This window comes from Lapidilactobacillus gannanensis (genome assembly GCF_003946675.1).
Classification (GTDB): domain Bacteria; phylum Bacillota; class Bacilli; order Lactobacillales; family Lactobacillaceae; genus Lapidilactobacillus; species Lapidilactobacillus gannanensis.
Map to the genome: position 1 here is coordinate 14,667 of NZ_RHOT01000004.1, position 24,033 is coordinate 38,699.

Here is a 24,033-nt window from a genome sequence, read left to right on the forward strand (position 1 = left end):
TAGCCGTTATTGTCTGCTAGAGGGTAAACTTCGTGATCTGGTTTTCTTTAACTTGATCCAGCAACGCCTGCCGAAGCTTCTCAACATACCGGTTTACGTCATCTTCAGAGGAAATGGACCATTCCCGTTCAATGGGGAGTTGATCGGCTTCAAGATACTTAGTTTGAATAACAACAGGCGCTACAGGTTCTGGTTGAGGCGCCGGATTGGGGCCAGGAGCAGGAAGCGGATCCACAAGCTTAATGGATTCCTCGTCTGAACTCGGCTTCGGGGATACTTTCTCCACCTCGGCCGCTTTCTTCCGAGCGAGTTCTTCTGCTAGTCGCTGCTCCTCATTTTCCAAGCTCTGCGTAATGCGCCTTAACACCGCATCAGCTGCTGCCGGTTTGGCCTCTAAGCGCGTCAGATCTGGTGCTTCCTCAGCCTCGGTCATAATTCGCTTGATCTGCTCCGTCAACGTCGCCAGCCGTTGCTGTTTGAAGTCATCTCCGGTGGAAGAATCGTTAATCCGCTGTTTGGCCTTTTCATTGACTACTTGGATTTTGTCGGTCACTTGTCTCTGGTGATCGTCCATAATCTTGGCAAAGGTATCCACAAACTTCTGATGAACACCATCAATTTCTTGGATAACACGTCCAGCTCGGTCCTCATTCAGCAGTTTGTTCAGCTGCTGGTAGTCCTCGGCCAAAGCCGTGCTAGTGAAGAAGTCATGGGATGCCTTGTACCGCGCAATATCATCCAATCCCCGCGTCCAAATTGTCTGCTGCTGATCGCTGAAATAGAAATCCATGATACCCTTGTCGCTCATGTCATCCGCCCACTGCAGCAAATCATCATAACGAGTATGGATCTTGTCGTAGAAAGTTTCCGCATCATTAATGGCCAGTAATTCACTGAACATTTTGCTGCCTTTTTTGAGCAGTTCATGGCCCGGGAAGGAACTATTCTTTTGATCAAAGAACTTCAGCGTCCCATTGTCCTTGTCAATCTTCTCCTTCAATTCAGCCACCATCAGATCCGGCTGAGCTGCACTGAATGACCGCTTGTTGAAGACCTGATCGGCGACGTCCTTCATTTCCCGCAGGTAACGCGGATTGATGTCTTTCTTCACCTGAATTGAAATCTGTTCTGCGTATTGCTTCTTGGTCAGGAAATTGGCAATATTCTGAGACCTGTACGCCGGATTGACCGGAGAAAGTACTTGATCCTGTAGATTAGCTTGAATCTTGCCATCCGCCAGCAGCTTGGCCACCAGCCATTCGATGTCGTCCTCAATATAGCCATAGGGAATTGCCTTGAAGTTGTTCAAGATGGCCTGCAACGTCACATGCTTGTCCTTTTGCATCGTCCGCTGGAGCCAGCTGTACACTGCTTGGACCGCGCGCTCGTTTTCCTGCGTGGATACTGCCAACTCATTATCCTGATCCAGGATTTGCGTAATATCTGACGACGACTTAGCCGCGTCAATGAGTCCTAAACTGCGGTACGTATCATCCACCAACATCTTCAAACCATCTGTGAAGCGCCCCTGGAAGTCTTTGCCGCCCTCAATCTTATGCCCGGCAACATAAACGTCTGCTTGTTCCAAGGCCGTCATAATCCGCTCCCGAGCCTTGACTAACAGCTGCTGCCGTTCAGCAGTCCGCTGTTCCTTGATAAAGTTGAACCGAGCGTCGGCATGGGCGTTGCCAAGCATGACAAATTTCCCAATCTGCTCCGCCCGCCGCAAGTCGCCGAGATAGTCGTCCGTGCTCGGCAGATCAACCACGATCTTATGTTTAGACGGATCCATGGACAGAAGCAGCAGGTTGGCTTCATTCCGATTATTGGCGCCATCCAAAGACGTGATGACTTGGATCGTCATGTCATTGTTGGTCCGCCCCTGGGGAGTTTCATCCACGTATTGATTCAACGTGAAATTGTAACGGCCTTTCAGCTTGGGGTAAGTGTACTTATTGGTCATACCGGTCTTCGGATCAAAAATAAAGTTGCCCATCCGATCTTCCAACTCGCCTGACAGAACCTCTTCCCGGCTGATGGCCTGGTTGACTTCCTGTTCCGCATCGGTCAAGAATTCGTAGTTATCCAAGTTTTTCTCGACAAACCGTTGCTGCCGCAGAATGGCTAACGCATTCTGGACCTTTTTCTGCAATTCAACCCGATCAGTATCCACTGAGTCAATCATCAACGTCACGATGTTGTTCAGCGTCGCGTCAAAGTCTTTCAAGTACTTGACCATGAACAGTGCTTTCAATACTTGGACGTTGAAGTTATCTTCTTCATGGGTGGGATCAACGGTGTCGTTGTCCACCGCGTGGGCAATCACGATGCTATGGGTGTGGTCCAAGAACTGGCGCAGGCCTTCAAAGAACAAGCTGAATGGCACCAGCGCCGTATCCTGCTGGTCCATGATAGCTTCCACAGATTCCTGGAACAGGGACAGCATCGACCGTGCACCTTCAGACAAGTGCTTACCATCAGAGCCGTTGGTCCGGACCGCTGTAAGCACATTTTGCAGCAAGTTAAACTGATACGGAACGAACGGATACGTCGCCGCAAAATCTTCCCCTGAACGGAACTTAGGCCGATCCACGCCATCGTCAAAATCAATCATGTTATTGATTGCGGCTGCGTTAGCCTCGTAGTCTGCCGCAAGTTGTGTTGTAGCCGGCTCTGTCTTTGCCAACAGCCGCTTGCGAATGACTTCGTCCACGTTGGCCGAACTCATGCTGATCTTGGTCGCAAACCGGCCTTGAATCTTGGAAAAGTCCTGACCGCTGATTTTGTCCGTAATAGTATCAATAGCCTGCTGGGAAGTAACAACTACCCAAGCCTTACCATGGGTAGCTGCCCCCAAGTCCTCAACGACGGTTTGCAGGTTAAGCATCCGCTGGGTACTTTCTCCAACAAACTGGCCGACTTCATCCACCAGGAAAACGACCCGCTTACCGGTCTTCTTGATATATGCGGCCACCAGTTTAGAGAAGTCCTCAATACTGACTTGATAAGATGTCGTCAATTGATCCATCAAGCCCTGGGCATCCTCTTCACTGTATGCATCGACTTGCACTAGGGCATCTTTGATCGTGCCTTTCTTGAAAATGGCATGATCCCGACCAACCGTCCAATCCATGTGAGTGTTATCCAACTCCGTGAACTTGTCCTTAAAGGCGTCGTACTTACCCTGCGCAACTAGTTGGCGCTCCATTTCAGCAATCCAAAAATTGGTGCTCGAAAAGCCCTGCATTTCGTTAAACACTTGCAGGAAAACATTGATGATGGCATTGTCATCTGACTTGGCACCAGTCTTAGCTTTGGAATCAATATTGAACAGCACCACGTCGGTTGACTGTTGCGCAGCCAGCTCAATACGGTTGATCGTCATCTGGTCATTGATTTTCTCTTTGAAATAATCAATAGCGCTCTTGCCGTCAACTTTCCGATCCTCCAACAGATAGGAAAGGATCTTCAGAAAGTGTGATTTACCAGAACCGAAGAAACCGGAGATCCAGACCCCCATTTCATCAGTATCATGGTTGATGCTTTTCTCATAGGCCGCAAAGAAGTCATCAAAGTGGCCTTTCAATTCTCGGGTAACAACGTACTCGTCCAGTTCTTGCATCACGTTAGCGTCTGCATCCTGGCCAACCTTGATGACGCCTTGGATATTTCGATCAATCGGTTTAACAAATAAGTCGCGTATTTGCATTGTTATCTCCCCTATTCGAAATGAAACGCGCGGTAGTAGTTGTCTTCCTGCAGCTCCCCGAAGGCCTGCAACCGCACACTGTTGTAATTACCTGGATAGAACATCATGACCGGAATTTGGTCAATGACCTGGGTCATGGTGTTCAACACCTTGTGGGCCCGGATAATTGGATAAACCTGCCCAACACCGGTAATGAACACGATGGTGGGACCATCTTTGTTCAAATGGTCGCTGATATACTGCACCACTAGGTTATGTTCCTCGTTCATCTCCATGATGTTGTTCATCCAGTCAATCACTTGGGTGATACCATTACTTTTTTCCAGATCAATGAATGCTTCCCGGTAGCCGAACTGATCAACAATCGTCAACATGATGGTGAACAGGTCGAACACTTGAATGGTGACACCCGTGGGCGCCGCGTTTTCTTGGCGGATAATATCGCCAATTTCGCCGCGGACATATAGTTCTTTCTCGGGATCATAATCGAAAATATAGTAACCAACCTCGTTCGACAGGCCCCGATTCTCTTGAAATGACTGCGTTTGGATCTTTTCCCGCAAGTCCTGAAACTTCTTCTTCAGTGGTACCATTACGACGTCCTCCCCGTCAGGATTGCTAAGTAATCCAAGTGGTTTTCTTCGCGCAGCCGGTCTGCCAAGCGCTCATCGAGCAAATAGTTTTCAACCACCAGTGTGTCCTTGTAGTCCTTAACGATTTGGGCCCGGCGCAGATACTGCGCCACAGTGGACTGCAGTCTCCTCAATGTTTCCTCGGTCCAATGGGCAGCCTCTTTATGCGTCAACGGCAGTTTCTTAAAAAAAGCTGCCATTTCGTAAGCTTCAATCTGCCGGTCACCCAGGATTAGTTCCGGACGGAAGACGTCATACATGAAGGCATACATCAACTGCTCTGTATTCATGATGGCGATAAGATTCATAATGCGCTGATTGACTGGATCGAGCTGATCAAAGAGTGCCCGCATCGCTGGCGTGAGTGAGTCCACGCGCCGTAAAACCACACCGGTCGTGGTGATCAGCCGGGCATGGGAGGAGGCATGGAACGTATTCTCTGCCAGGATCTGTTGGCGCAACACTGTGAAATCATCGTTATCGTTAGCCATACCCATTGCTTGAACAAATTCTGTGAACCAAAACTGGAATTTAACCGCTCCGGCCGATATTCGTTTCATGTCTACCTTCCTTGCTTGTGAAATGTGAAAAAGTCACTTGTGAATTGTTTACATGTGTGTCAAAATACATTTTACTCGTTTGGACTTATTATACCATATGGACGGCTAAATCGTGCGTCCCATCAGACTTTTCACATATCCAGTGGAGAATCTGGAAATCCAAGAATTCCTTTACTCACAATGCCAACGGCACCGGCGAAAAGTTCATTGACGGCTACTCGATAAGCAATACCTCGTCTAGGATTGAGCAGAGTTAAATACTGAATTGCTCGAAACTGCGGTTCGCCACTATAGTATGCCATCAGATAATACATCAGAACTTGAAAGGTCTGCGTCTTATTGGGTTGGTGTGAGGACACCTTTAAGTCAATCAGCTCACGATTTGTCATATAGTCAATCTCCCCAAGAGCCTTCGGTGCACGAACCTCAACCCCCTGGAAAACTAAGGGCCCATATTTTTCAAAATATTTCTGGACCCTCTTAACCATTCTCCGAATGTTCCAAATTGTATCTGTATTTGGAATGGCCATTGTATTTGGTAAATTTGGGTCTAGAATTTTTGGTGTTGGAAAGTATTTCCATTCCAAAAGTACTAGGCCCCTTTTAATAATAAAAAAGGCATCTAGGCCTCCCTAGTGCTATGCTTTAAGCGACGAAACTCAAGATAAGCGGGGTAGGAATAGATGTCTCAACTAGATAATACACTTAAATTACTGGGCCACTTTTGTTTGAATTGAGGTCGTGCCATAAAGGGCAACGTAACCGTCAGACAATTTTTGCCAAGCCACTTGATAATAGGCTCCGTTACCAGTGATTTCTTTTAGATACTTGTAGGTTCCTTTAGCCTGCAAAACTGGTAATTCACTCCCAATGACTTCTAATTTATTATCCATTTTATGATCTCCTTTGCTTTGCTAATCTCACCCGTTGTTTAGGTTCACCAACCCGCAACAACGTGCAGGGCGGTAGGCAGGTTCTAATCAAAATCAAAACTTAATTTATGACCGTCAAGTTTTAGCTTGGCGTCAAACGACTTACCTTTTTTGCTCTTGAAACCCTTTAATTTGCTGGTTTCCCCCTTGGTGACCAGCGCTTTAATTGCGGTCTTACCAAGCGTCTTGCTACTCCATTTCTTGGGTAGGGTAAAGTCCTCGCCTTGCTTGGGTTTCACAATGTAAAACTTTTGTTTATTTATGACAGTTACTTGTGGTGTTTCTAAGAACACCTCGGCAACTTTTTGCGCTTGCTGTTGGTGATTGATTTGTTGCTTAATAGCTGCACTGCCAGTTAATTGCGTGGGAACATCAGCAATCAATTTCGCCACAAATTTCTTAATCTGGCTCAAAAAGTTATCCGGGGTGCGTTCTTCGGTACTGATTTGCTGTAACGCTTGCTCCCATTTAGCCGTCATTTCTGGACTAGTTAGTAAGGGCTCGAGTTCAACCGCTTTACATAAAGTGATTCCGGCTTCACTGACGTGCAACTTATTCTTTTCAGTGACGAGATAGCCGCGTTTCTTTAACACTTCCAGCACATTGGCCCGGGTTGCACTTGTCCCAATGCCTTGCACATCTTTAAGAATCGCTTGTGCTTCTTCATCATCAAGCGTTTTGCCGGCGGTCTTCATGGCCGTAATCAGGGTACCTTCGGTAAAGGGTACCGGTGGTGTCGTTTCTTTTTGCGGTGTTTGCAGATTTGCTTGGACTTGATCGCCTTGGTGAACGAGCGGTAAGGTTGCTGCTTCTTGCTGTTCGGCTTTGTGATCATCAAATAAAGCTTGCCAACCTTGCTTAGTTGGGACCTTACCGGTTGCTTTAAAATTGGCGTCACCAACTTGGGTAATAATGGTGGTTTCCTCGTACTCGTACGGATCAGCAAACATCGCTAACGTCGTTCTTAAAACCAAATCATAGACATGTTGCTGCAATTTAGGCAAGGCAGCTAATTGATCTTTAGTCGGCACGACTTTAGTCATAATAATGGCGTAGTGTTCTTCAACCTTTTTTCCATTAACATAGCGCTTATTCGGGGTGGTATTGGTTAAAGCGACTTGCTTAGAGACTAACCCCAGATACTTCGTCAGATTAGCCACTAAATACTCAAATTCTTCATTAGTGATATAAGCACAATCCGTTCGGGGATAACTCAACAACTTGGCTTCATATAAACTTTGAATAGCCGCTAAGGTTTGGCTGGCACTGGCATGATACCGTTTATTCATCGCACTTTGCAGACTGGATAGCGAGAATAGTTGGGGACTAGCACGCTTTTTAGCCTGGTTTTGAATGCCCTTGATTAAACCGCCCTGTGAGCCTTTCTGAACGTGTTTAGCTTGCACGAATGTCATTAGCCCTGTTTCATCTTTAAACCGCTGATAGGGGTCTAATTTTGCGACGAATTTTTGCTGATTGGCTAAAATTTCCGCATTTAGTTCAAAATAGGGTTCCGGCTTAAAGTTTTTGATTGCCTGGTCTCTTCGATAAACCATATACAAGGTTGGCGTCTGCACGCGACCAATTGAGTACACCCCGCGCACCCCTTTTTGTCTTAACAACAAAGTATATAAAGGACTGCCATTCATACCAATTAACCAGTCACTAATTTGACGGGTTTGGGCTTCTTTATAAGCCAAATAGTCTTGGTGCCAATCACCAAGATTTTTGAAGCCGGTAATAATGGCGTCTTTTTCCAAACTATTCAACCATAGCCGCTTAATCGCCTTCTTTTTAACATCAATGTGGGCTTGGTTCATGATTGACCAGGCGATATTTGACCCTTCTCGACCACTATCGGTGGCCACAATAATGGTATCGGCTTTCGTTAACAGGTCTTTGACGACCTTGAATTGATCTTTTTTACTAGCTGACACTTCAAACTTGTATTTGTCGGGGAAAATCGGTAAATTAGATAAGGCCCATTGCTGATATTTCTGATCATATTTATCCGGTGTGGCTAGTTCAACTAAGTGTCCGAGACCATACGTGACAAGCGTATTCTCGGGCAAAACAGGGTCACTAACCGTATAGTAACCCTGTTTTTTTGTGCTCTTTTGAAAGGCTTGGACGTATGAACGGGCTTGACTGGGTTTTTCAGCTAAGATAACAGTGGTCATGTTCGTTCACTCCTTATGATTCAATTTTTGATCTAATTCTGTTTTGCCTTGTTTAGCCGACTTTAACCATTCTTGCCGGCGTAATGCTTGTTGCTGGTCTATCGATTGTTGCTCCAAATATTGTTGATACCGCTTGATGGCTTTGAGATCTGCAAAGGCTGACCAACGAAACACTAGGCCACCAATCAGCAAAACTAAGGCCATCAGCGCTGTGCCTAAAAAATCAGTATGGTTTGACGTGAAAAAATCTTGGTATAAATCCATTAACATGAGGTAAATTCCCATTATATAGAAGATCATGCTAACTAAGCTATCAAAGTAGTAAGACAGCTTAGTCCGCCGGGAAGGTGTTGTAAAAGGGTCGGTTAGCATATCTTTTTTGGCTTTTTTCCAATAACCAGTGTGCGATTTTCTTCATAACTACTTCTCCCTCCTAGTGGTTACGAAAATAATTTTGAAACATTCTCATGGCGCCCATACCAGCACTCTTAGTCACACCGGTTGAAGCCCAGAAATCCTTAACGGCGTCAGGCGTTTTGACAACCAGAAAGCCGAATCCGATTGAAGCAATAAAAGCAATAAACCCGTATTTAGCCATATTAGTGAAACACCATACTGATAATGACATACAAAGCACCTGGCTAATAATGGAAGCATTGTAATAAATGTACTTCTTCCACCACGTACCACTATAATCAAAGCTTTCAGTCGCCATGCTCATTGCAGCTAAAGGAGTTGTCAGATTATACCAAGCCATATCGGCCACAAAAACACACATTTTGATAAAGAACACGACGGTTACAACGGTAAAAATGAGTAAGAATAAAATTTGTAAGGGAAGTGGAACGCCAACATTTTTTAATCCGGGGACTTTATTCATGCCGGTAATTGATTTAGCAGTGAACTGCTGATCAGAACTAAACATATACTTTAGCAGGGGCAAGGTAATTGAACCTTGAATAAAGCCCTGTAAGAACACGAAGACCGGGATCACGGCCGCTGATTTAATCCCGTCCATGATGATATTAGCCCAAGTGACATCGGTGCTTTCGTCCGCCTCTTTTAGAATTGTCATCACAATACGCCCAAGGACGACCACGACTACTAACGATGTCGCAAAAGACAGGAAGATGGCATACCATGTTTTAACAATTGGCAAGCTTTGATTTGCTTGGTCAATAACGGCCTTGCATATGTTGAATAAACCGTCCAGCAAACCAGACAGTAGCCACTTTTTGGTCTAGTCATTTAGGTGTTGCACTTCAATTTTAAATCCGGCAACAAAATAAAAATATATTTTTGCCATTTTTTAACCTTCAAACCAGCCCGGTTAAATCAGAAAGGCCATTTTTAAAGCCGTTATCGCAAAAAGACAACTCTAAACACACGACAAATTTAAATATTTGTCGTGTGTTAATTGTGACCATCGATATTTTTAGCGATTTGAAAATACGGAAAAATATTGAACTGGAGAAAGTTGACACGACTGTTACTTACAAATGAACTTGCACCGCGAGTAACCATAATGAACGGCCCATTCTTATAAAGCGAAACATTCCTAACCGGCACAAAATCAATCAGCGTTAGTCAAAAATCTGAATTTGCTGGTCGCATCATGCCATTCTCGAATGACATCAGTTTTCCCAACAAAGCCATAAAATTCTCAAAAATTCAAAATACGCTGTGATTAAATCGCAAAATCACCAACGCAACGCACAAAAAAAGCTATCACTTAGCATCAGTGAAAAATACACTGAGATAAGTGATAGCTACTATTGTTCAGCACCAAATAGCACTGAACTTAAAATTAGATTAAAACTTTCAATTAGCGTTGATGTTTATTAGCCCCAATGATGATCAAGATTGCCAGAATGCCAAAGAATCCGCCAAGAGCTAATAAGCTATACAATAATATTCTCATGCAAGATTCTCCAAGCTAAGAGTATTAAGACCTCTTAATTTGTAAGTATAGCTGGTTGAACCGGATTGACAACGAACTAGGCTTCACCGTATAAAAAAATTAAACATATATTTCTTCTTTACGACTGTATGATGCCATTTAATTGTAAAAATAGCTCAATTTTATCGAGTATTGGTGGTTCAATCCTATGTGCTATTGCTCAAAATTTAGTGGTCAAAAATATCCCACTTTAATTTAGCAGTTCCGTCATTTAGATGTTGCACTTCGATTTTAAATCCGGCCAATATTATTCTTTCGCATTTTAAGATACTTTGCAGGGTAAAAAATAAAATCAAGTATTCCAAGTTTGCTTGCTATTCTATACAAGAGAATTGATATGAACCATCCAAAAGCAACTCCAATTACAATATGAACAAACAAATTGTTCATTCCTATTTTAAATAATAGAATTCTTACAACTGATGCAACAGGTTCATGAATTAAATATATTGGTAACGATATTGGCCCATATTTTACAAAGTAATTACAAAATCTATTTTTGGGAATTATTTGATATACACCCAAGCCAAGTATGACACTAACAGGGAAAATGCCCCCCAAACACCAGGTTCTGAATAATTAATTCTAGTTTTAAAATTAAAAATAATCCACAATATTAAATACACAATATAGCAAAAAAACATCATTATTGTAACTTTTCTAGATATTTTAATGTTTTTTAGTCATGTATCTAATAGAAGTTCACTAACATACCCAAATACACGCTCTTCTTGGCCTAAATAATTTGATGTATCTAAATTTTCTTGAACTTCAAATAATATTGTAAAAAGCCATTCACTGTAGACATCAAACAGTTCATCACGCATTATGAACATATTGAACATATGTGCACTTCTTGTGCCCATAACAGCATCAAAACTTTGAAGATAGTCGGTAAATAGGAAACTAATAGCGTCCCTTGTTACTTGTAACGCTTCTTCTTTGTGCGCATTTCTATAATGAGAATAGTTAGTTTCAATATATAATGCCTTTTTTAGGTAGAATGACATCTGCTTTGCCTAAATAGTTTTCTAAATCTGAACTTGAAAGGATTTTCTTCCAAGGATTGTTGTTTAATTGAAGATGCGGTCTACCAAAATACCTCCGATAATGCACCAATCCCTTATAACGAGCATCAATGTTTTTCCAAATAAAATATAGCGCCGTTAACTCACAGAAACTTGAATTGATTTCTGAGATATTATCTTGTTCAGAATCATCGCGAACATATCCTTGTATAGTTTTTTTGCCCTTAGCCCCAACTTGAATAGCATGATAATTGATATCATTGATTATTTTATAGGGCATATGTGCTGCAACACCTATATAAATATCCTCTTTTACCACTTCATTCATTCCTCAAATAATTATTTTTGTTCAATTAATTCATCCGTAACAACTTGTAACGCCGCACGAATTACTTGGTGCATGTCATAATAACGATATTGCCCTGACCGTCCACCAAAAATAACTTTTGGTTCTTGTAATGCCAAATCTCGGTATTCTTTATATAAGTGATTATTACGTTCATTATTGACTGGATAATAAGGTTCGTCACCACGATGCCAACTAGCCGGATATTCACGGGTAACGATAGTCTTGTTCTTATCGCCCTTACCGAATTCAAAATGTTTGTGTTCAATAATTCGGGTGTAAGGTGTTTCTGCATCGGTGTAATTTACAACAGCATTGCCTTGATAATTATCCACATTCAGTTCCTCAGTCTCAAAACGTAAACTTCGATAGCTTAATTCACCAAGCTTATAATCAAAGAACTGATCAATCATCCCTGTAAAAATAACCTTGTCATACTGATCAATGTATTCTTGTTTATAATCAAAGAAATCAACACCAGTTTCAACTTCAATCAAGTCGCTAGCTAACATTTTTTCAACAATCTGGGTATAGCCACCAATCGGAATACCTTGGTAAGTATCGTTGAAGTAATTATTATCGTAAGTTAAACGAACTGGTAATCGCCGAATAATAAATGCGGGTAAATCAGTTGTCTTCTGGCCCCATTGCTTTTCGGTATAGCCTTTAACAAGCTTTTGATAAATATCTGTTCCAATCAAGGAAATTGCCTGTTCTTCCAAGTTCTCGGGCTTCTTGTCACCAAGTACCTGCTTCTGTTCATTAATCTTTGCTTGTGCCTCTTCCGGCGTAATAACACCCCAAAGCTTATTAAAGGTATTCATATTGAAAGGCATGTTATAAATTTCGCCTTTATAATTGGCAATTGGGCTATTGGTATAACGATTAAACTCAGCAAACTGATTAACATAATCCCAAATTTCTTTGTTGCTAGTATGGAAAATATGCGCACCATACTGATGAACCTGAATCCCATCAATTTCTTTGGTATAAATATTGCCGGCAATATGATCACGCTTTTCGATTACTTTAACGTGATTACCACGTTTCGCGGCTTCATAAGCAAATGTTGCGCCGAACAGGCCTGAACCAACTACTAGATAATTCATTTAGCTCCTCCAAAAAATCAACAACGAATTGTGAATCAAAGTTATTTATCGTTAAAATGAAACTATTTTTCCAGCTTTTCTTTAATACATACTGTCCCAGTATATCAATTAGCCACAAACTGAACAATAGCGTCAGGTCGTGTGTAAAGTCATAAAGCGGAATTTTTTCACGAATTGCAAGGGTTGGTTTGTTTATTACAAGTTTATAATAATATTATTTTTTTGATTGTGAAGTGACTTTTTTGAGTCAAAATATTTGACTTTTACGAATTTTTTGTTTTTGTCTGACTAGACCAATTTTTTCTAACTTGATTAATTACGCAGATTTTTTGTATTAATGAGTGACTTTTTTTATTAGCGTTTTTTATTTTGATAGATCTTTGTGAGGTTATTTTGAGTTCTTACTTTTATTAGCGTTATAGTAGCTTTAAATTTTGTTACGGGTTAACATTAAATAAACGTGGTTAAATCAGCCATTTATTGAGTGTAACTAATTTTTAATAAGTTCTTTCTATAAATTAATGAACCAATTGGCGTACAATAGTAGTAATGCATTTTTTTACAGGAGGTTAGCAGATGATACGAATACTTATGCGTTCTATTCGGGAATACCGCAAGCTGGCGTTTACTTCCCAGATTCTGGTTGCGGTTGAAGTTGCCATTGAAACTTTCATCCCTTTCTTAATGGGTAATATTATTGATTACGGCATTATGAAGAAAGATATGAGTTACATCACAAAATATGGCATCCTTCTACTGGCAATGACATTATTTTCACTTGCTTGTGGGGCTGGTGCTAGTTGGGCTGCTCCTCATGCCAGTGCTGGCTTTGCGGCGAATTTGCGCCACGATATGTTCTATCATATTCAGGATTTCTCATTTTCGAATATTGATCGTTTTTCTGGTTCTAGTTTAGTAACGCGATTAACAACCGACGTGACGAATGTTCAGACAGCATTCCAAATGCTAACACGAATTGCCGTACGGGCTCCGTTACTACTGATTTTTTCCATTATTATGGCTTTTAAAGTCAATAGTTCTTTGGCAATGATTTTCGTCTTTTTAGTGCCGCTTTTAACAATTGCGTTAGTGTTGGTCATTCATTTCGCGCGGCCGTTATTCCGGCGAGTTTTCCAACGGTATGATGTGTTGAATCAAGTTGTCCGTGAGAATGTTCGTGGGGTTGAAGTTGTTAAGACTTATGTTCGTCACGATGAGGAAATCAATAAATTCAAACAAGCTTCGCAAGGAATCGCCGAAGTCTTTACGAAGGCACAACAGATCATGTCATTGAACGGACCAGCAATGATGTTAGTCCTCAATTCAGCTGTTATTTTACTGTCTTGGTTTGGGGCTAAGTTAATTGTCGGCGGTCAATTGCAAACAGGTCAACTGGTCAGTATGTACGCTTATTCTAATGCGATTTTGTTCAGTTTAAATATTTTGGCAATGGTTTTTACGCAATTATCAATTTCTCAAGCAAGTGGCGATCGAATCGCTGAAGTCTTGCAAGATCAATCAACCATTACTAATCCTAAGCATCCTTTGAAAGAGATGGCTAATGGGGATATTACGTTCAAGCATGTTAATTTTGAATACGGTGATTCTCCTAAGCCAATTCTGCAAGATATTAATTTAACAATTAAATCTGGCCAAGTTATTGGTATTATTGGTGAGACCGGCTCTGGTAAAAGTACTTTGGTTCAGCTGATTCCGCGGTTATACGACATTAGCAAAGGAAAATTATTAATCGGTGGTCACAACGTCCATCATTACGATTTACGCACCTTGCGTGACAATGTCGCTATGGTTTTGCAGAACAGTATTCTTTTCTCCGGCACCATTGCTGATAACTTGCGCTGGGGTGATGAACATGCCACTGATCAACAAGTGATTGCAGCTGCCAAGACAGCCCAAGCTGATGGCTTCATCAACGAATTTGCTGAAGGTTATCAAACTCGTGTTGAGCAAGGCGGGACCAACGTTTCTGGTGGTCAACAACAACGTTTGACCATTGCCCGAGCTTTATTGAAAAAACCCAAAATTCTTATCCTGGACGACTCAACTTCAGCAGTTGATACCCAGACTGAACAGTCGATTCGTGAAGGCTTGCGCCGCGATATGCCGAACACAACGAAAATTATTATTTCGCAGCGGATCGTTTCGATTCAAGATGCCGATCAAATCATCGTGATGGATCATGGTAAGATTCAAGATATTGGTACCCATGATGAATTAGTACTTCGAAATGAGCTCTATCGCGATATTTATCACTATCAACAACAGAAAGCAGGTGAAAACGACTAGTGGCAGAAAAAACGCTTAATGCAACGCCAAAAGTAAAACGTGGTGCAACTTTACGCCGACTTCTGAAATTTGTCGTCGGCACCTACCCAGCACCCTTTGTTACGGCAATGATTGCCATCATTATTTCCGCTGCTTCAACCGTTTACGGATCACTTTTTCTGCAACGTTTAATTGACGACTATATTGTGCCGATGACCAAACAGGCCACACCAAACTTCACCCCATTATTTCGGGCGTTAGCGTTAATGGCAGGTATTTATTTAATTGGGGTGATTGCGACACTAGCCTTTACCCAAATTATGGCAATTCTTGGTCAGCGTCTGCAGAAGAAAATTCGGGACGATATGTTTGTGCATATGCAATATCTACCGGTCATTTATTTCGATCAGAATGATTATGGCGATATTATGAGCCGTTACACAAACGATGTCGATACTTTGATGCAAATGATCTCGCAGAGTATCCCACAATTTGTTAACTCAGTTTTCAACTTGGTTTTCGTTGTTGCTGGGATGATTGTCTTAAGTCCAATGTTGACCCTGGTCACTTTAGTTATTTTCCTATTAAGTATTGGCGTGGTTCGTTTCTTAACTAATAAAAGTGGCTACTATTTTAAGCAACAACAGAAGCAATTAGGTAAATTAAATGGTTTCGTCGAAGAAGTCCTGAATGGTCTTAAAGTCATCAAAGTCTTCTCCCACGAATCTCAGACCAAAGCAAAGTTCGATGTGGAAAATAAAGATTTCCAAACGGATGCTGCTAAGGCCAACGCCTACGCTATTATGTTATTCCCAATCATGGGAAATCTTGGTAATGGCCTTTATGTTTTAATTGCGATTGCGGGCGGAATGATTGCCATTAATGGCTGGTCTGCCTTAACTATTGGTTCAATCGCCGCCTTTCTACAACTAAGTAAGTCTTTTAGCCAGCCAATTGCCCAAATTTCACAGCAATTGAATAGTATCGTGATGGCCCTTGCTGGTGCCGAGCGAATCTTCCAGCTGCAAGACAGCCCTGCAGAAATTGATCAAGGTCAGGTGACTTTGCATCAGGATAACACCGAGAATAGTCAGACCTGGTATTGGCAAGTACCTCATGCTGACGGCCAGATTGAACAAGTGCCGGTAGCTGGTAAAATTGTCTTCGATCATGTTAATTTCGGCTATTTACCAGGACAAACGGTTTTACATGATATTAATGTGACAGTTAACCCTGGCGAGAAAGTTGCGCTAGTTGGTGAAACTGGTGCTGGTAAGACAACTTTTAGCAGTATGATCAACCGCTTCTACGAAATCAATTCTGGTGTGATTACTTATGATGGTATCGATATTCGCCAAATTAAAAAAGATGATCTCCGTCATTCAATGGCAATCGTGCTGCAAGCGACTAATCTCTTTAGCACAAGTATTCGTGAAAATATCCGCTTTGGTCGTTTAAATGCGTCTGATGCTGAAGTCGAAGCTGCTGCTGAACTAGCCCATGCTGATGAATTTATCAGTGAGACCAGCCGTGGCTATAACACCTTGATTGACGGTGACGGTTCCGATCTTTCCCAAGGTCAAAAACAACTTCTTTCAATCGCACGAGCAAGTGTTGCCAATACGCCACTGATGATTCTCGACGAAGCAACGTCAAGCATTGATACGCGTACTGAGCGATTAGTTCAAGCAGGTATGGATAATCTTATGGCCGGTCGAACAACCTTCGTCATTGCCCACCGACTTTCAACTATTGCCAACTCAGATTTAATCCTAGTGCTGGATCATGGTCGAATCATCGAGCATGGTAATCATGATGAATTAATGAAGCAGCGTGGTGAATATTACCAGTTGTATACTGGCAAGAAGGAACTCGAGTAATCACAGCCTGACCGAATTTCTTTAGTTACTGACTTGTTCTGATTGAAGTAAAAATAGTGCCGAGTCTTCCCCAATTTGGGAAGGTGGTTGCTGGGCGATTTAGAGGGCGTGGAACGGCGTGGCCATCGATTTGAGCTTATTGCTAACGCAACAATCTCAAATACGAGGCTTTGACTAACTGCTAAAGCAGCAAGTCAAATTTCACTGCTTCTCGCAAAATCGCTCGTACGCAAAGCAAGCCCCTTCCCTGACGCCAATCGCCCAGCAACCACCAGATGAAACTAACAGAATTGAGCACCACTAAGTAGAAAATCAGATTGCAGTACCAAAAAAAGCCTGTGTGACAATCTTTCGAGATAGAATTGAAAGATATCACACAGGCTATTTTTGTCTTGCTATTCAATTATTATTGCCGAATGAACTAAGTTGCTTAGTCTCACTACAACTGCCTTAACCACTAACAATCATGAAGATTACTAACCTAACTCCAGACGGAATGGAGGGACCGGGTTGTCAGCCAATGGTTTTAATTTGCGCCCGAGCTTGCGAGTAGCAGCCAAATTATTGTTAGTGCTTTAGCACTTACAATAAGCCTCGAATTTGAGATTTTCGCAGAAAAGCTCAAATCGACGGCCGCCGCGTTCCACAACCCGCAGCCCGCAATGCAGTCAGAACTAATCCTGTTTTAAAAACTTCACCAGGTTTTTAACGCTTTTGAACTTGAATCTGCAATTGGCTTCAATCAATGCCGGCAGCGTTCCACGACAAGCAGCCCGCAATGCAGTCAGAACTAATCCTGTTTCAGAATCTCACTAGGTTTTAGCGCCTTTGAAGTTAATCTTAAAACCACCAGTTAAGCCATCTGATCCATCGTTTTATTCAACAATTCATCCACGAAAATATTGCCTTGATTGGTGGCGTGCCCCTTAGCCCAAATTAATTGCAACTGCTCAAATTGCGGCAATAAGCGACTAATTTGCTGCCATAACTCAGGATTAGCGATTGGTTCGCCAGTAGCTTTGCGCCAATTTCGGCGTTGCCAGCCAGCTAACCAATTCTTCTGGATGGCATCCAAAATATAGCGCGAATCACTAGTTAGTTGAATCTTAGCTTTTTGCTGACCCAATGCAATTAATTTCGTCAACGCTGCAGCAAAGGCCGTCAATTCCATCTTATTGTTGGTCGCGCCCTTTTCACCGGCTGTATCACTGAGTTGCTGGCCAGTTGGTAGCACAATCAAATACGCCCACGCTGCAAAATCGTCTTGGCGGACATGACCGCCACGAACATTGCCAGTATTACGAGAACCGCCGTCAGTATAAACTTGGATGGCATCAGCTGAAATTGTAATTTGGGGAGTTGCTTTTTTAACGGGCTGATGATTTATTGGCTGTTTTTTCATGGCACTGATTTGACCGACTCGTTGAAACTGAACAGTCATTTCAGCGAGCCATTTCTGGGCTTCGGCTTCAGTCACAAAGCCATGATAGCGTGCTTTGGGAAAGCCGGCTATTTGTTTCTCAGCAGTGGGCCAATCACGATAAATTCCTGGTTGCCGACCGTGAGCAACCGCATAAAAATTATTTTTTGACATAAAAAGACTCCAATAAAGTTGTAAGTTGTGGTTCCCCTTAATATAATAAAATAAGTGAACTTTAGCAATTAGTTATTAATTAGGATGGATGGTTTTATTCTTGAAACGACAAGCTCGACAAAAATCAGAACACCTTAATTTTATCCAAGGTCTAGTCAGTGGTGCAATTGCTGGTGGCACTTTGCTTTATGCCCGCCGCAATGCCAAACAGCGCATTCAAGACCAGGCGTTTTTGGCGACCCAAAAAATGGGGCCGGCCACACCGGCAACAAAACAGATTCCCACTATTTATGTCCATGGTTTTCGCGGTGGCGATTATACCACCAATAAAATGGTATTAAGTGCCCAAGAAGCGACCCATGCGGAAACCTATTTGAAAGCCATTGTTGATTGGAAAGGGCGCTTGTCATTTGAAGGCACTTGGTCTGCTGGACCAAATCCGCTGATTCAGCTGGTCTTTAGTGACAAGTGGATGCCCACCGCGCAAATCGTTAATTGGCTAGATATTGCCTTGCCGAAATTAAAAGCGCTCTTTGGTTTTAGTGAATACAATGCAGTTGGTCATTCTTTAGGGGCAACTGCCCTAGTCATGGCCGAAATGCGTAATTATGGTCATCCCGAATTTCCCAAACTAAATAAATTAGTTTTAGTGGCTGGCCCATTTGACGGTGTAGTTGCTTTCGGCGACTGGCCTAACGTTAATCGGCTAAATCACCGTGGTCGCCCAATTATTATGAATCCTCGTTACTTGCAAATGCTACTTAACCGAAAAAAATTCCCGAGCAATGTCAGCGTGCTGAACATTTACGGGAATGTTGGTGATGCCAGTAATACTGACAAATATATTAGCGTGATTTCAGCCAAGTCGGTTCGTTATTTACTCGCACCAATTGTTAAAACCTTCAAAGAAGTAGAAATTTGGGGGCAAAATGCTGAACACTCAAAGATGCATGATAACGATAATGTTTTAGCGATGATCAATCATTTTTTGTTTGGTCACCAAGCTTAAATTGCCGATATAACTTTTCGTCCTCTTTAACAATATATTGAGGGCGTTTTTTTGTTTCAAGGAAAATCTTGCCAACATATTTACCGATAATGCCTAGGCTTAACAATTGAATCCCACTTAGCAATAACACTACTGAAACCATTGAGGGCCAGCCGGAAGTTGGATCACCAAAGAGTAATGTCCGAATCACGATCACAACCAACGACACGATTGAGATTAGACAAGCTAAGGCACCAATGACCGAGGCTATATTTAAAGGTGTATCTGAAAAGTTAACGATACCATCAATTGAATAAGAAAATAACTTCCAGAAACTCCAGCTCGTTGTCCCAGCAACCCGTTCAACATTTTCATAAGGTAAATACTTTGTTTTGAAGCCTACCCAAGAAAACAATCCTTTAGAAAAACGATTATATTCCGTTAATTCTAAAATTGCATCAACCATCTGCCGAGTCATCAAGCGAAAGTCGCGGGCACCATCAATAATCTCTGTTTGCCCGATTTTATTGATCAAACGGTAAAACATCCGCGCAAAGAAACTGCGCAGCTTAGGCTCCCCTGCTCGGGTCACACGACGAGTCCCAACGCAATCAATTTCTGGGTCTTGAATTTCTTGATACATCTTAATCAGGAGCTCGGGTGGATCTTGTAAGTCAGCATCCATCACCGTGATGTAATCACCAGTAGCCTTCTGTAAACCAGCATATAAGCCAGCCTCTTTACCGAAGTTTCGTGAGAAAGAAATATAATGAACTGAATCAGGATTAGCAATTGCGAGTTTACGCAAATAGGCTAAAGTCTGATCTCGCGAACCATCGTTAACGAAGATGTACTCGAAGTCTAGAGGTAATTGTGGTTTTAGTTTTTCCATCGCGGTAAAATAATAAGGTAAAGACTCTTGTTCATTGTAACAAGGGACAATAATTGATAGTGTTGCCACAGAAATCAAGCTCCTTTTGATTGTTCATCTTGTAGTATTATGACATATTTTTAGTGTTAATTATAGACTCACTTGCCAATAAGTTCATTCTGGGAGGGATTGACTATGGAACAGTTTGAAAAGTATCATCCACTACTGACTGATCACTATACCTTAGACTGGTTAACTGTCACACCACTCAAAACAGTTAACCAAACTTTACCGCAGCTTTCAGCGAATTATCATTGGACTAGTTTCAGTCAAAGTGCTCACTACTTGAATCAAACCATGCTGGCTGTCATGCGCAATCAGAAGCTAGTTTGGGGGATTACTCGGCGAACGAATCAAGCACTAGTAGGTGTGGCTAGTCTCACTGAATTTCACCAGCAACAAGTTCATTTGCGTATTGCTTTACTATCAACCGATGAAGCCGTTGACGAAATTGCCTATGAAACGTTGACCTACTTAACAGCATTTGTTTTTGCAGAATTGAATTTGAATCAAATCACTTTACAAACACCTTTTCCCAAATCGCATTTACTTCAAGAATTAGGTTATAGCTATCAACATAAAAGCGGTCGTTGGCAGATTCAACGAGCCGTCAGCATTAACCGCTAACTGTGACGACGACTAGGCATGCGACGGCCGCAACCGTCATTTAGTCTTAATAGCTATCTAAATAAAGTTGTTCGTAAAGTAACACCGGGCCATTTAAAAAGTGGACTAGCGACAACTTACTTTTATTCGTGTTAAAATGATGACAACATGTTGCGAGAGGTGATTAATGATGTTCTTCTATTTTGATCCAACTTTTATACTGGTAATTATCGGGATTATTATTACCGGGATTGCTTCAGCCAAAGTTAATGGTACTTTTCGGAAGTATGATCAAATCCAAAGCGAAAATCATTTATCTGGTGCGCAAGCTGCAGCTCAGATTTTGGCGGCTGAAGGGATTACCGATGTCACTATTCGCGAGGTTAGTGGTCATTTGACTGATAATTACAATTCTGGGAATAAAACCTTGAGTTTATCTGAAGCAACTTATCAGTCAACTTCGGTGGCAGCCATCGGGGTCGCCGCCCATGAAGTAGGCCATGCCTTACAACATCATCAGGGCTATCTTCCCTTACGAATTCGTAGTGGGATTTTTCCATTGGTCAATATTGGCTCTACGATTTCTTTTCCATTGATTATCGTCGGAATGTTGCTTAGTTGGAACCAGACCTTGATCAACATTGGTATTTGGTGTTTCGCGTTAGTGTTAATTTTTCAACTGGTCACATTGCCTGTTGAATTTAACGCTTCAGGACGCGCCTTACGGATTCTCAGCCAGGACGGCCTGCTAACGGCCAATGAAGTGCCTATGGTTCGCCAAGTACTGTCTGCAGCAGCCATGACTTATGTTGCTGCTGTATTATCCAGTTTGCTACAACTTTTGCGGCTAGTTATCTTGTTCGGCGGCAATCGCAATCGTGACTAATCACTAGCTTTATGGGGCTCATGAAGCTAACTTCTATTACATCGGGGTTCTTTTAGGTAAAATGAATTTAAGAATAATTACGTTGATCATTATTGGATTATTACTCATTAACACGGTTATCGCGATCATCACCGTCTTTCACCGACCACGTAGCATCGCCGCAACTTTAGCTTGGTTGCTGGTGCTCATCTTGCTTCCTGGGGTCGGTTTTTTGGCGTATGCGTTTCTTGGCCGGGGAATTGCCCGCGAAAATATTTTCACGCTGAATCATCAGGATCATATTGGCTTAGCCCATTTAAAAGCACTTATCTTAGCAGATGCTAGGGCCGCCAAGGATGGGCCGACCAATCCGACGGACACCACTCAAAAAGCAGCTGGTCTAATCGAATATTTCGACCGTGCTGAGGATTCGCCACTCACACATCACAACCAAGTTCAATTATTTACGGATGGCAAAGAAAAGTTTGCCGCACTATTCAAGGATATTGCTGCGGCCAAACGCTTCGTCCATGTGGAGTACTACTCATTTTATAATGATGAAATTGGCAATGAATTTCTAAACTTACTGATTGAGAAAGCCAAGGATGGACTGGAAGTACGTCTCATTTATGATCCTTGGGGTTCACCTGGTGCAAGTCGGCGCTGGTTCAAACCTTTACAGAATGCTGGTGGTGAAGTTGTCCCCTTTATCACTTCCCGAGATTTAATTCGAAAAACGCGACTGAATTATCATTTGCATCGCAAAATTGTGGTCATCGATGGGACAATTGGCTGGAGTGGCGGTTTTAACGTCGGCGACCAATACTTAGGTCGGAGTAAGAAATTCGGATATTGGCGCGATACCCATTTGCGAATTCAGGGAACTAGTGTGCTGGCACTACAAGAGCGCTTTATTATGGACTGGAACGCTTCAATTGAGCATTATTCTCAGCGAATCTGGTTCAAGGAAGAGTATTTTCCCCATCCTAGTGAGCTTCACCAAGGACATACGCCTGTTCAAATTGTTTCTGATGGACCAGATAGTGAGGAGGATATTCTTAAGGGTGGCATGATGAAAATGCTGCTCACCGCTAAGAAATCAGTCTGGATTCAGACACCTTACCTGATTCCTGACGACTCGATGATCAGTGCGCTAACTGTGGCCGCGCGCTCTGGTGTTGATTTGCGAATTATGATTCCTTGCATGCCGGACCATCCTTTTATTTATCGTGCTACCCAATACTATGCCAACCTACTGACTTCCTTTGGCATTAAAATTTATATTTATCAAAATGGCTTCATTCATGCCAAAACAGCAATTTGCGATGATCAATTTGCTTTTGTTGGCTCCATGAACCAGGACTTCCGTAGTTACTCGCTTAATTTCGAATGTAATACCTACTTGTATGATGCGAAAATCACCAGTGATCTAAAACAGATATTCCGTGATGACTTGCAGAAATCGTATCTTTTAACACCAGAAATTATTGCGCGGCAGTCACATTGGTTACGATTCCGTCAGTACTTCTCAAGACTACTTTCACCAATCTTGTAGTGGCTGATTTATTTAAAGCTGTGGTAGATTCCAGGCGAAATAACGGCTGGCTGGATGCGGAACGTAAAATAGTGCCAAGTCTTCCCCAATTTGGAAAGGTGGTTGCTGGGTGATTTTGCGGACGCAATCAGCAGATTCAATCTAAAGTTGGTTTGGGGCAAAATAGCGGACAACTCCGTTGCGGCCGGCGGGTTGTGGAACGGCGTGGCCGTCGATTTGAGCTTTTCTGCGAAAATCTCAAATACGAGGCTTATCCTAAGCGCTAAAGCGCCAAGGATAATTTCACACCTGACAACCCGGCGGCCTCCACTGCGTTTTGAGCTAATTTGGTCCACTTTAGATTTGATTGATCCTAAGTCAGTGCTGACAGGACTAGTTGTCGATCGCCCAGCAACCACCAGATAAAACTAACAGAATTGAGCACCACTGTAAGAAAATCAGATTGCAGTGAACTACAAAGCCTGTGTGACAATCTTTCGAGATAAAATTGGAAGATAGCATACAGGCTATTTTGGTCTAACTATTCAACTATTATTTGTGAGCGAATTGAGTTGATCAATTCTGCTAGAACTGCCTTAACCACTAACCACAGTAAAAGTCACAAACTCAACTCCAGACGGAATGGAGGGATCTTGTCGTCAGCCGCCAAATTATTGTTAGTGCTTTAGCACTTACAATAAGACCTGTATTGATGACAATTTGGTTTTTAATTGGCATCAATCAGTGTCGGCCGCGTTCCACGACAAGCAGCCCGCAATGCAGTCAGCACCAATTCTGTTTTAATAACTTTACCAGGTCTTAGTATCTTGAGCTTGGGTCTGTAATTGGCTTAAATCGATGTCGGCCTCGTTCCACAACCCGCAGCCCGGAAT

General features: G+C 42.4%; 16 protein-coding genes and 2 pseudogenes. 6 read left to right on the forward strand and 12 right to left on the reverse strand.

The genetic code is table 11. The features are described from left to right. Positions 1-16 precede the first annotated feature (16 nt). From brxC to glf, 10 genes and pseudogenes are all read right to left on the reverse strand, one after another. Positions 17-3,709, reverse strand: coding sequence for a BREX system P-loop protein BrxC (gene brxC, locus EKM81_RS01890; protein ID WP_125647605.1), 3,693 nt, complete (start codon positions 3,707-3,709; stop codon positions 17-19). Between the two features lie 11 nt (positions 3,710-3,720). Beyond that, positions 3,721-4,302: a DUF1788 domain-containing protein gene (locus EKM81_RS01895; protein ID WP_125647608.1), complete on the reverse strand. Its 582-nt coding sequence runs from the start codon at positions 4,300-4,302 to the stop codon at positions 3,721-3,723. Further along, positions 4,302-4,901 carry a BrxA family protein gene (locus EKM81_RS01900; RefSeq protein WP_125647610.1) on the reverse strand — a complete coding sequence of 200 codons (600 nt, stop codon included), beginning with the start codon at positions 4,899-4,901 and terminating at the stop codon, positions 4,302-4,304. Before EKM81_RS01900 ends, EKM81_RS01895 begins: the two co-directional genes overlap by 1 nt. Before the next feature lie 131 nt (positions 4,902-5,032). Next, on the reverse strand, positions 5,033-5,488 hold the full coding sequence (locus EKM81_RS11075) for a hypothetical protein (protein WP_164509164.1): 456 nt from the start codon (positions 5,486-5,488) through the stop codon (positions 5,033-5,035). Between the two features lie 123 nt (positions 5,489-5,611). Then, positions 5,612-5,794, reverse strand: a complete 183-nt coding sequence (locus EKM81_RS01910) for a hypothetical protein (protein ID WP_125647616.1) — start codon at positions 5,792-5,794, stop codon at positions 5,612-5,614. An 83-nt stretch (positions 5,795-5,877) separates the two neighbouring features. Beyond that, positions 5,878-8,013 (reverse strand): type IA DNA topoisomerase, encoded by a 2,136-nt coding sequence (gene topB / locus EKM81_RS01915; protein ID WP_125647619.1) that lies wholly within the window; start codon positions 8,011-8,013, stop codon positions 5,878-5,880. Positions 8,014-8,019: 6 nt separating this feature from the next. Then, positions 8,020-8,431 (reverse strand): annotated as a pseudogene (locus EKM81_RS01920) (hypothetical protein). Between the two features lie 15 nt (positions 8,432-8,446). Continuing rightward, positions 8,447-9,238 carry a conjugal transfer protein TrbL family protein gene (locus EKM81_RS01925; RefSeq protein WP_125647622.1) on the reverse strand — a complete coding sequence of 264 codons (792 nt, stop codon included), beginning with the start codon at positions 9,236-9,238 and terminating at the stop codon, positions 8,447-8,449. Positions 9,239-10,656: 1,418 nt separating this feature from the next. Continuing rightward, positions 10,657-11,329: pseudogene (locus EKM81_RS11555) on the reverse strand (DUF4422 domain-containing protein). 11 nt (positions 11,330-11,340) lie between these two features. Continuing rightward, on the reverse strand, positions 11,341-12,456 hold the full coding sequence (gene glf, locus EKM81_RS01940; RefSeq protein ID WP_125647631.1) for a UDP-galactopyranose mutase: 1,116 nt from the start codon (positions 12,454-12,456) through the stop codon (positions 11,341-11,343). A gap of 576 nt (positions 12,457-13,032) precedes the next feature. Here glf and EKM81_RS01945 point away from each other — a divergent pair. Next, entirely contained in the window at positions 13,033-14,763 is a 1,731-nt protein-coding gene (locus EKM81_RS01945; RefSeq protein WP_125647634.1) for an ABC transporter ATP-binding protein, read from the forward strand. Then, complete coding sequence (locus tag EKM81_RS01950; protein WP_225420146.1) at positions 14,763-16,622, forward strand: ABC transporter ATP-binding protein; 1,860 nt, start codon at positions 14,763-14,765, stop codon at positions 16,620-16,622. Before EKM81_RS01945 ends, EKM81_RS01950 begins: the two co-directional genes overlap by 1 nt. Before the next feature lie 853 nt (positions 16,623-17,475). Here the strand turns inward: EKM81_RS01950 and EKM81_RS01955 are convergent. Beyond that, on the reverse strand, positions 17,476-18,216 hold the full coding sequence (locus tag EKM81_RS01955; protein ID WP_125647637.1) for a ribonuclease H family protein: 741 nt from the start codon (positions 18,214-18,216) through the stop codon (positions 17,476-17,478). Between the two features lie 100 nt (positions 18,217-18,316). Between EKM81_RS01955 and EKM81_RS01960 the strand changes: the two genes are divergently transcribed. Continuing rightward, positions 18,317-19,225 (forward strand): alpha/beta hydrolase, encoded by a 909-nt coding sequence (locus tag EKM81_RS01960; protein ID WP_164509166.1) that lies wholly within the window; start codon positions 18,317-18,319, stop codon positions 19,223-19,225. On the opposite strand, the gene EKM81_RS01965 is transcribed toward EKM81_RS01960, so the two are convergent. Then, positions 19,194-20,165, reverse strand: a complete 972-nt coding sequence (locus tag EKM81_RS01965) for a glycosyltransferase family 2 protein (protein ID WP_125647643.1) — start codon at positions 20,163-20,165, stop codon at positions 19,194-19,196. The two genes, EKM81_RS01960 and EKM81_RS01965, sit on opposite strands and share 32 nt — an antisense overlap. Positions 20,166-20,270: 105 nt before the next feature. Between EKM81_RS01965 and EKM81_RS01970 the strand changes: the two genes are divergently transcribed. The 3 genes from EKM81_RS01970 to cls all read left to right on the forward strand — a co-directional run bounded on the left by EKM81_RS01970 (position 20,271) and on the right by cls (position 23,161). Then, positions 20,271-20,762 carry a GNAT family N-acetyltransferase gene (locus tag EKM81_RS01970; protein ID WP_125647646.1) on the forward strand — a complete coding sequence of 164 codons (492 nt, stop codon included), beginning with the start codon at positions 20,271-20,273 and terminating at the stop codon, positions 20,760-20,762. Positions 20,763-20,928: 166 nt separating this feature from the next. Further along, positions 20,929-21,627 carry a zinc metallopeptidase gene (locus EKM81_RS01975; RefSeq protein ID WP_125647649.1) on the forward strand — a complete coding sequence of 233 codons (699 nt, stop codon included), beginning with the start codon at positions 20,929-20,931 and terminating at the stop codon, positions 21,625-21,627. A 61-nt stretch (positions 21,628-21,688) separates the two neighbouring features. Next, positions 21,689-23,161 (forward strand): cardiolipin synthase, encoded by a 1,473-nt coding sequence (cls, locus tag EKM81_RS01980; protein WP_125647652.1) that lies wholly within the window; start codon positions 21,689-21,691, stop codon positions 23,159-23,161. Positions 23,162-24,033: the final 872 nt, after the last annotated feature.

Excerpts from the sequence above, each read along its gene's own strand:
- brxC (WP_125647605.1), bottom strand. The coding sequence starts at position 3,709 with ATGCAAATACGCGACTTATTTGTTAAACCGATTGATCGAAATATCCAA.
- EKM81_RS01895 (WP_125647608.1), bottom strand. The coding sequence starts at position 4,302 with ATGGTACCACTGAAGAAGAAGTTTCAGGACTTGCGGGAAAAGATCCAA.
- EKM81_RS01900 (WP_125647610.1), bottom strand. The coding sequence starts at position 4,901 with ATGAAACGAATATCGGCCGGAGCGGTTAAATTCCAGTTTTGGTTCACA.
- EKM81_RS01910 (WP_125647616.1), bottom strand. The coding sequence starts at position 5,794 with ATGGATAATAAATTAGAAGTCATTGGGAGTGAATTACCAGTTTTGCAG.
- topB (WP_125647619.1), bottom strand. The coding sequence starts at position 8,013 with ATGACCACTGTTATCTTAGCTGAAAAACCCAGTCAAGCCCGTTCATAC.
- glf (WP_125647631.1), bottom strand. The coding sequence starts at position 12,456 with ATGAATTATCTAGTAGTTGGTTCAGGCCTGTTCGGCGCAACATTTGCT.
- EKM81_RS01945 (WP_125647634.1), top strand. The coding sequence starts at position 13,033 with ATGATACGAATACTTATGCGTTCTATTCGGGAATACCGCAAGCTGGCG.
- EKM81_RS01955 (WP_125647637.1), bottom strand. The coding sequence starts at position 18,216 with ATGTCAAAAAATAATTTTTATGCGGTTGCTCACGGTCGGCAACCAGGA.
- EKM81_RS01970 (WP_125647646.1), top strand. The coding sequence starts at position 20,271 with ATGGAACAGTTTGAAAAGTATCATCCACTACTGACTGATCACTATACC.
- EKM81_RS01975 (WP_125647649.1), top strand. The coding sequence starts at position 20,929 with ATGATGTTCTTCTATTTTGATCCAACTTTTATACTGGTAATTATCGGG.
- cls (WP_125647652.1), top strand. The coding sequence starts at position 21,689 with ATGAATTTAAGAATAATTACGTTGATCATTATTGGATTATTACTCATT.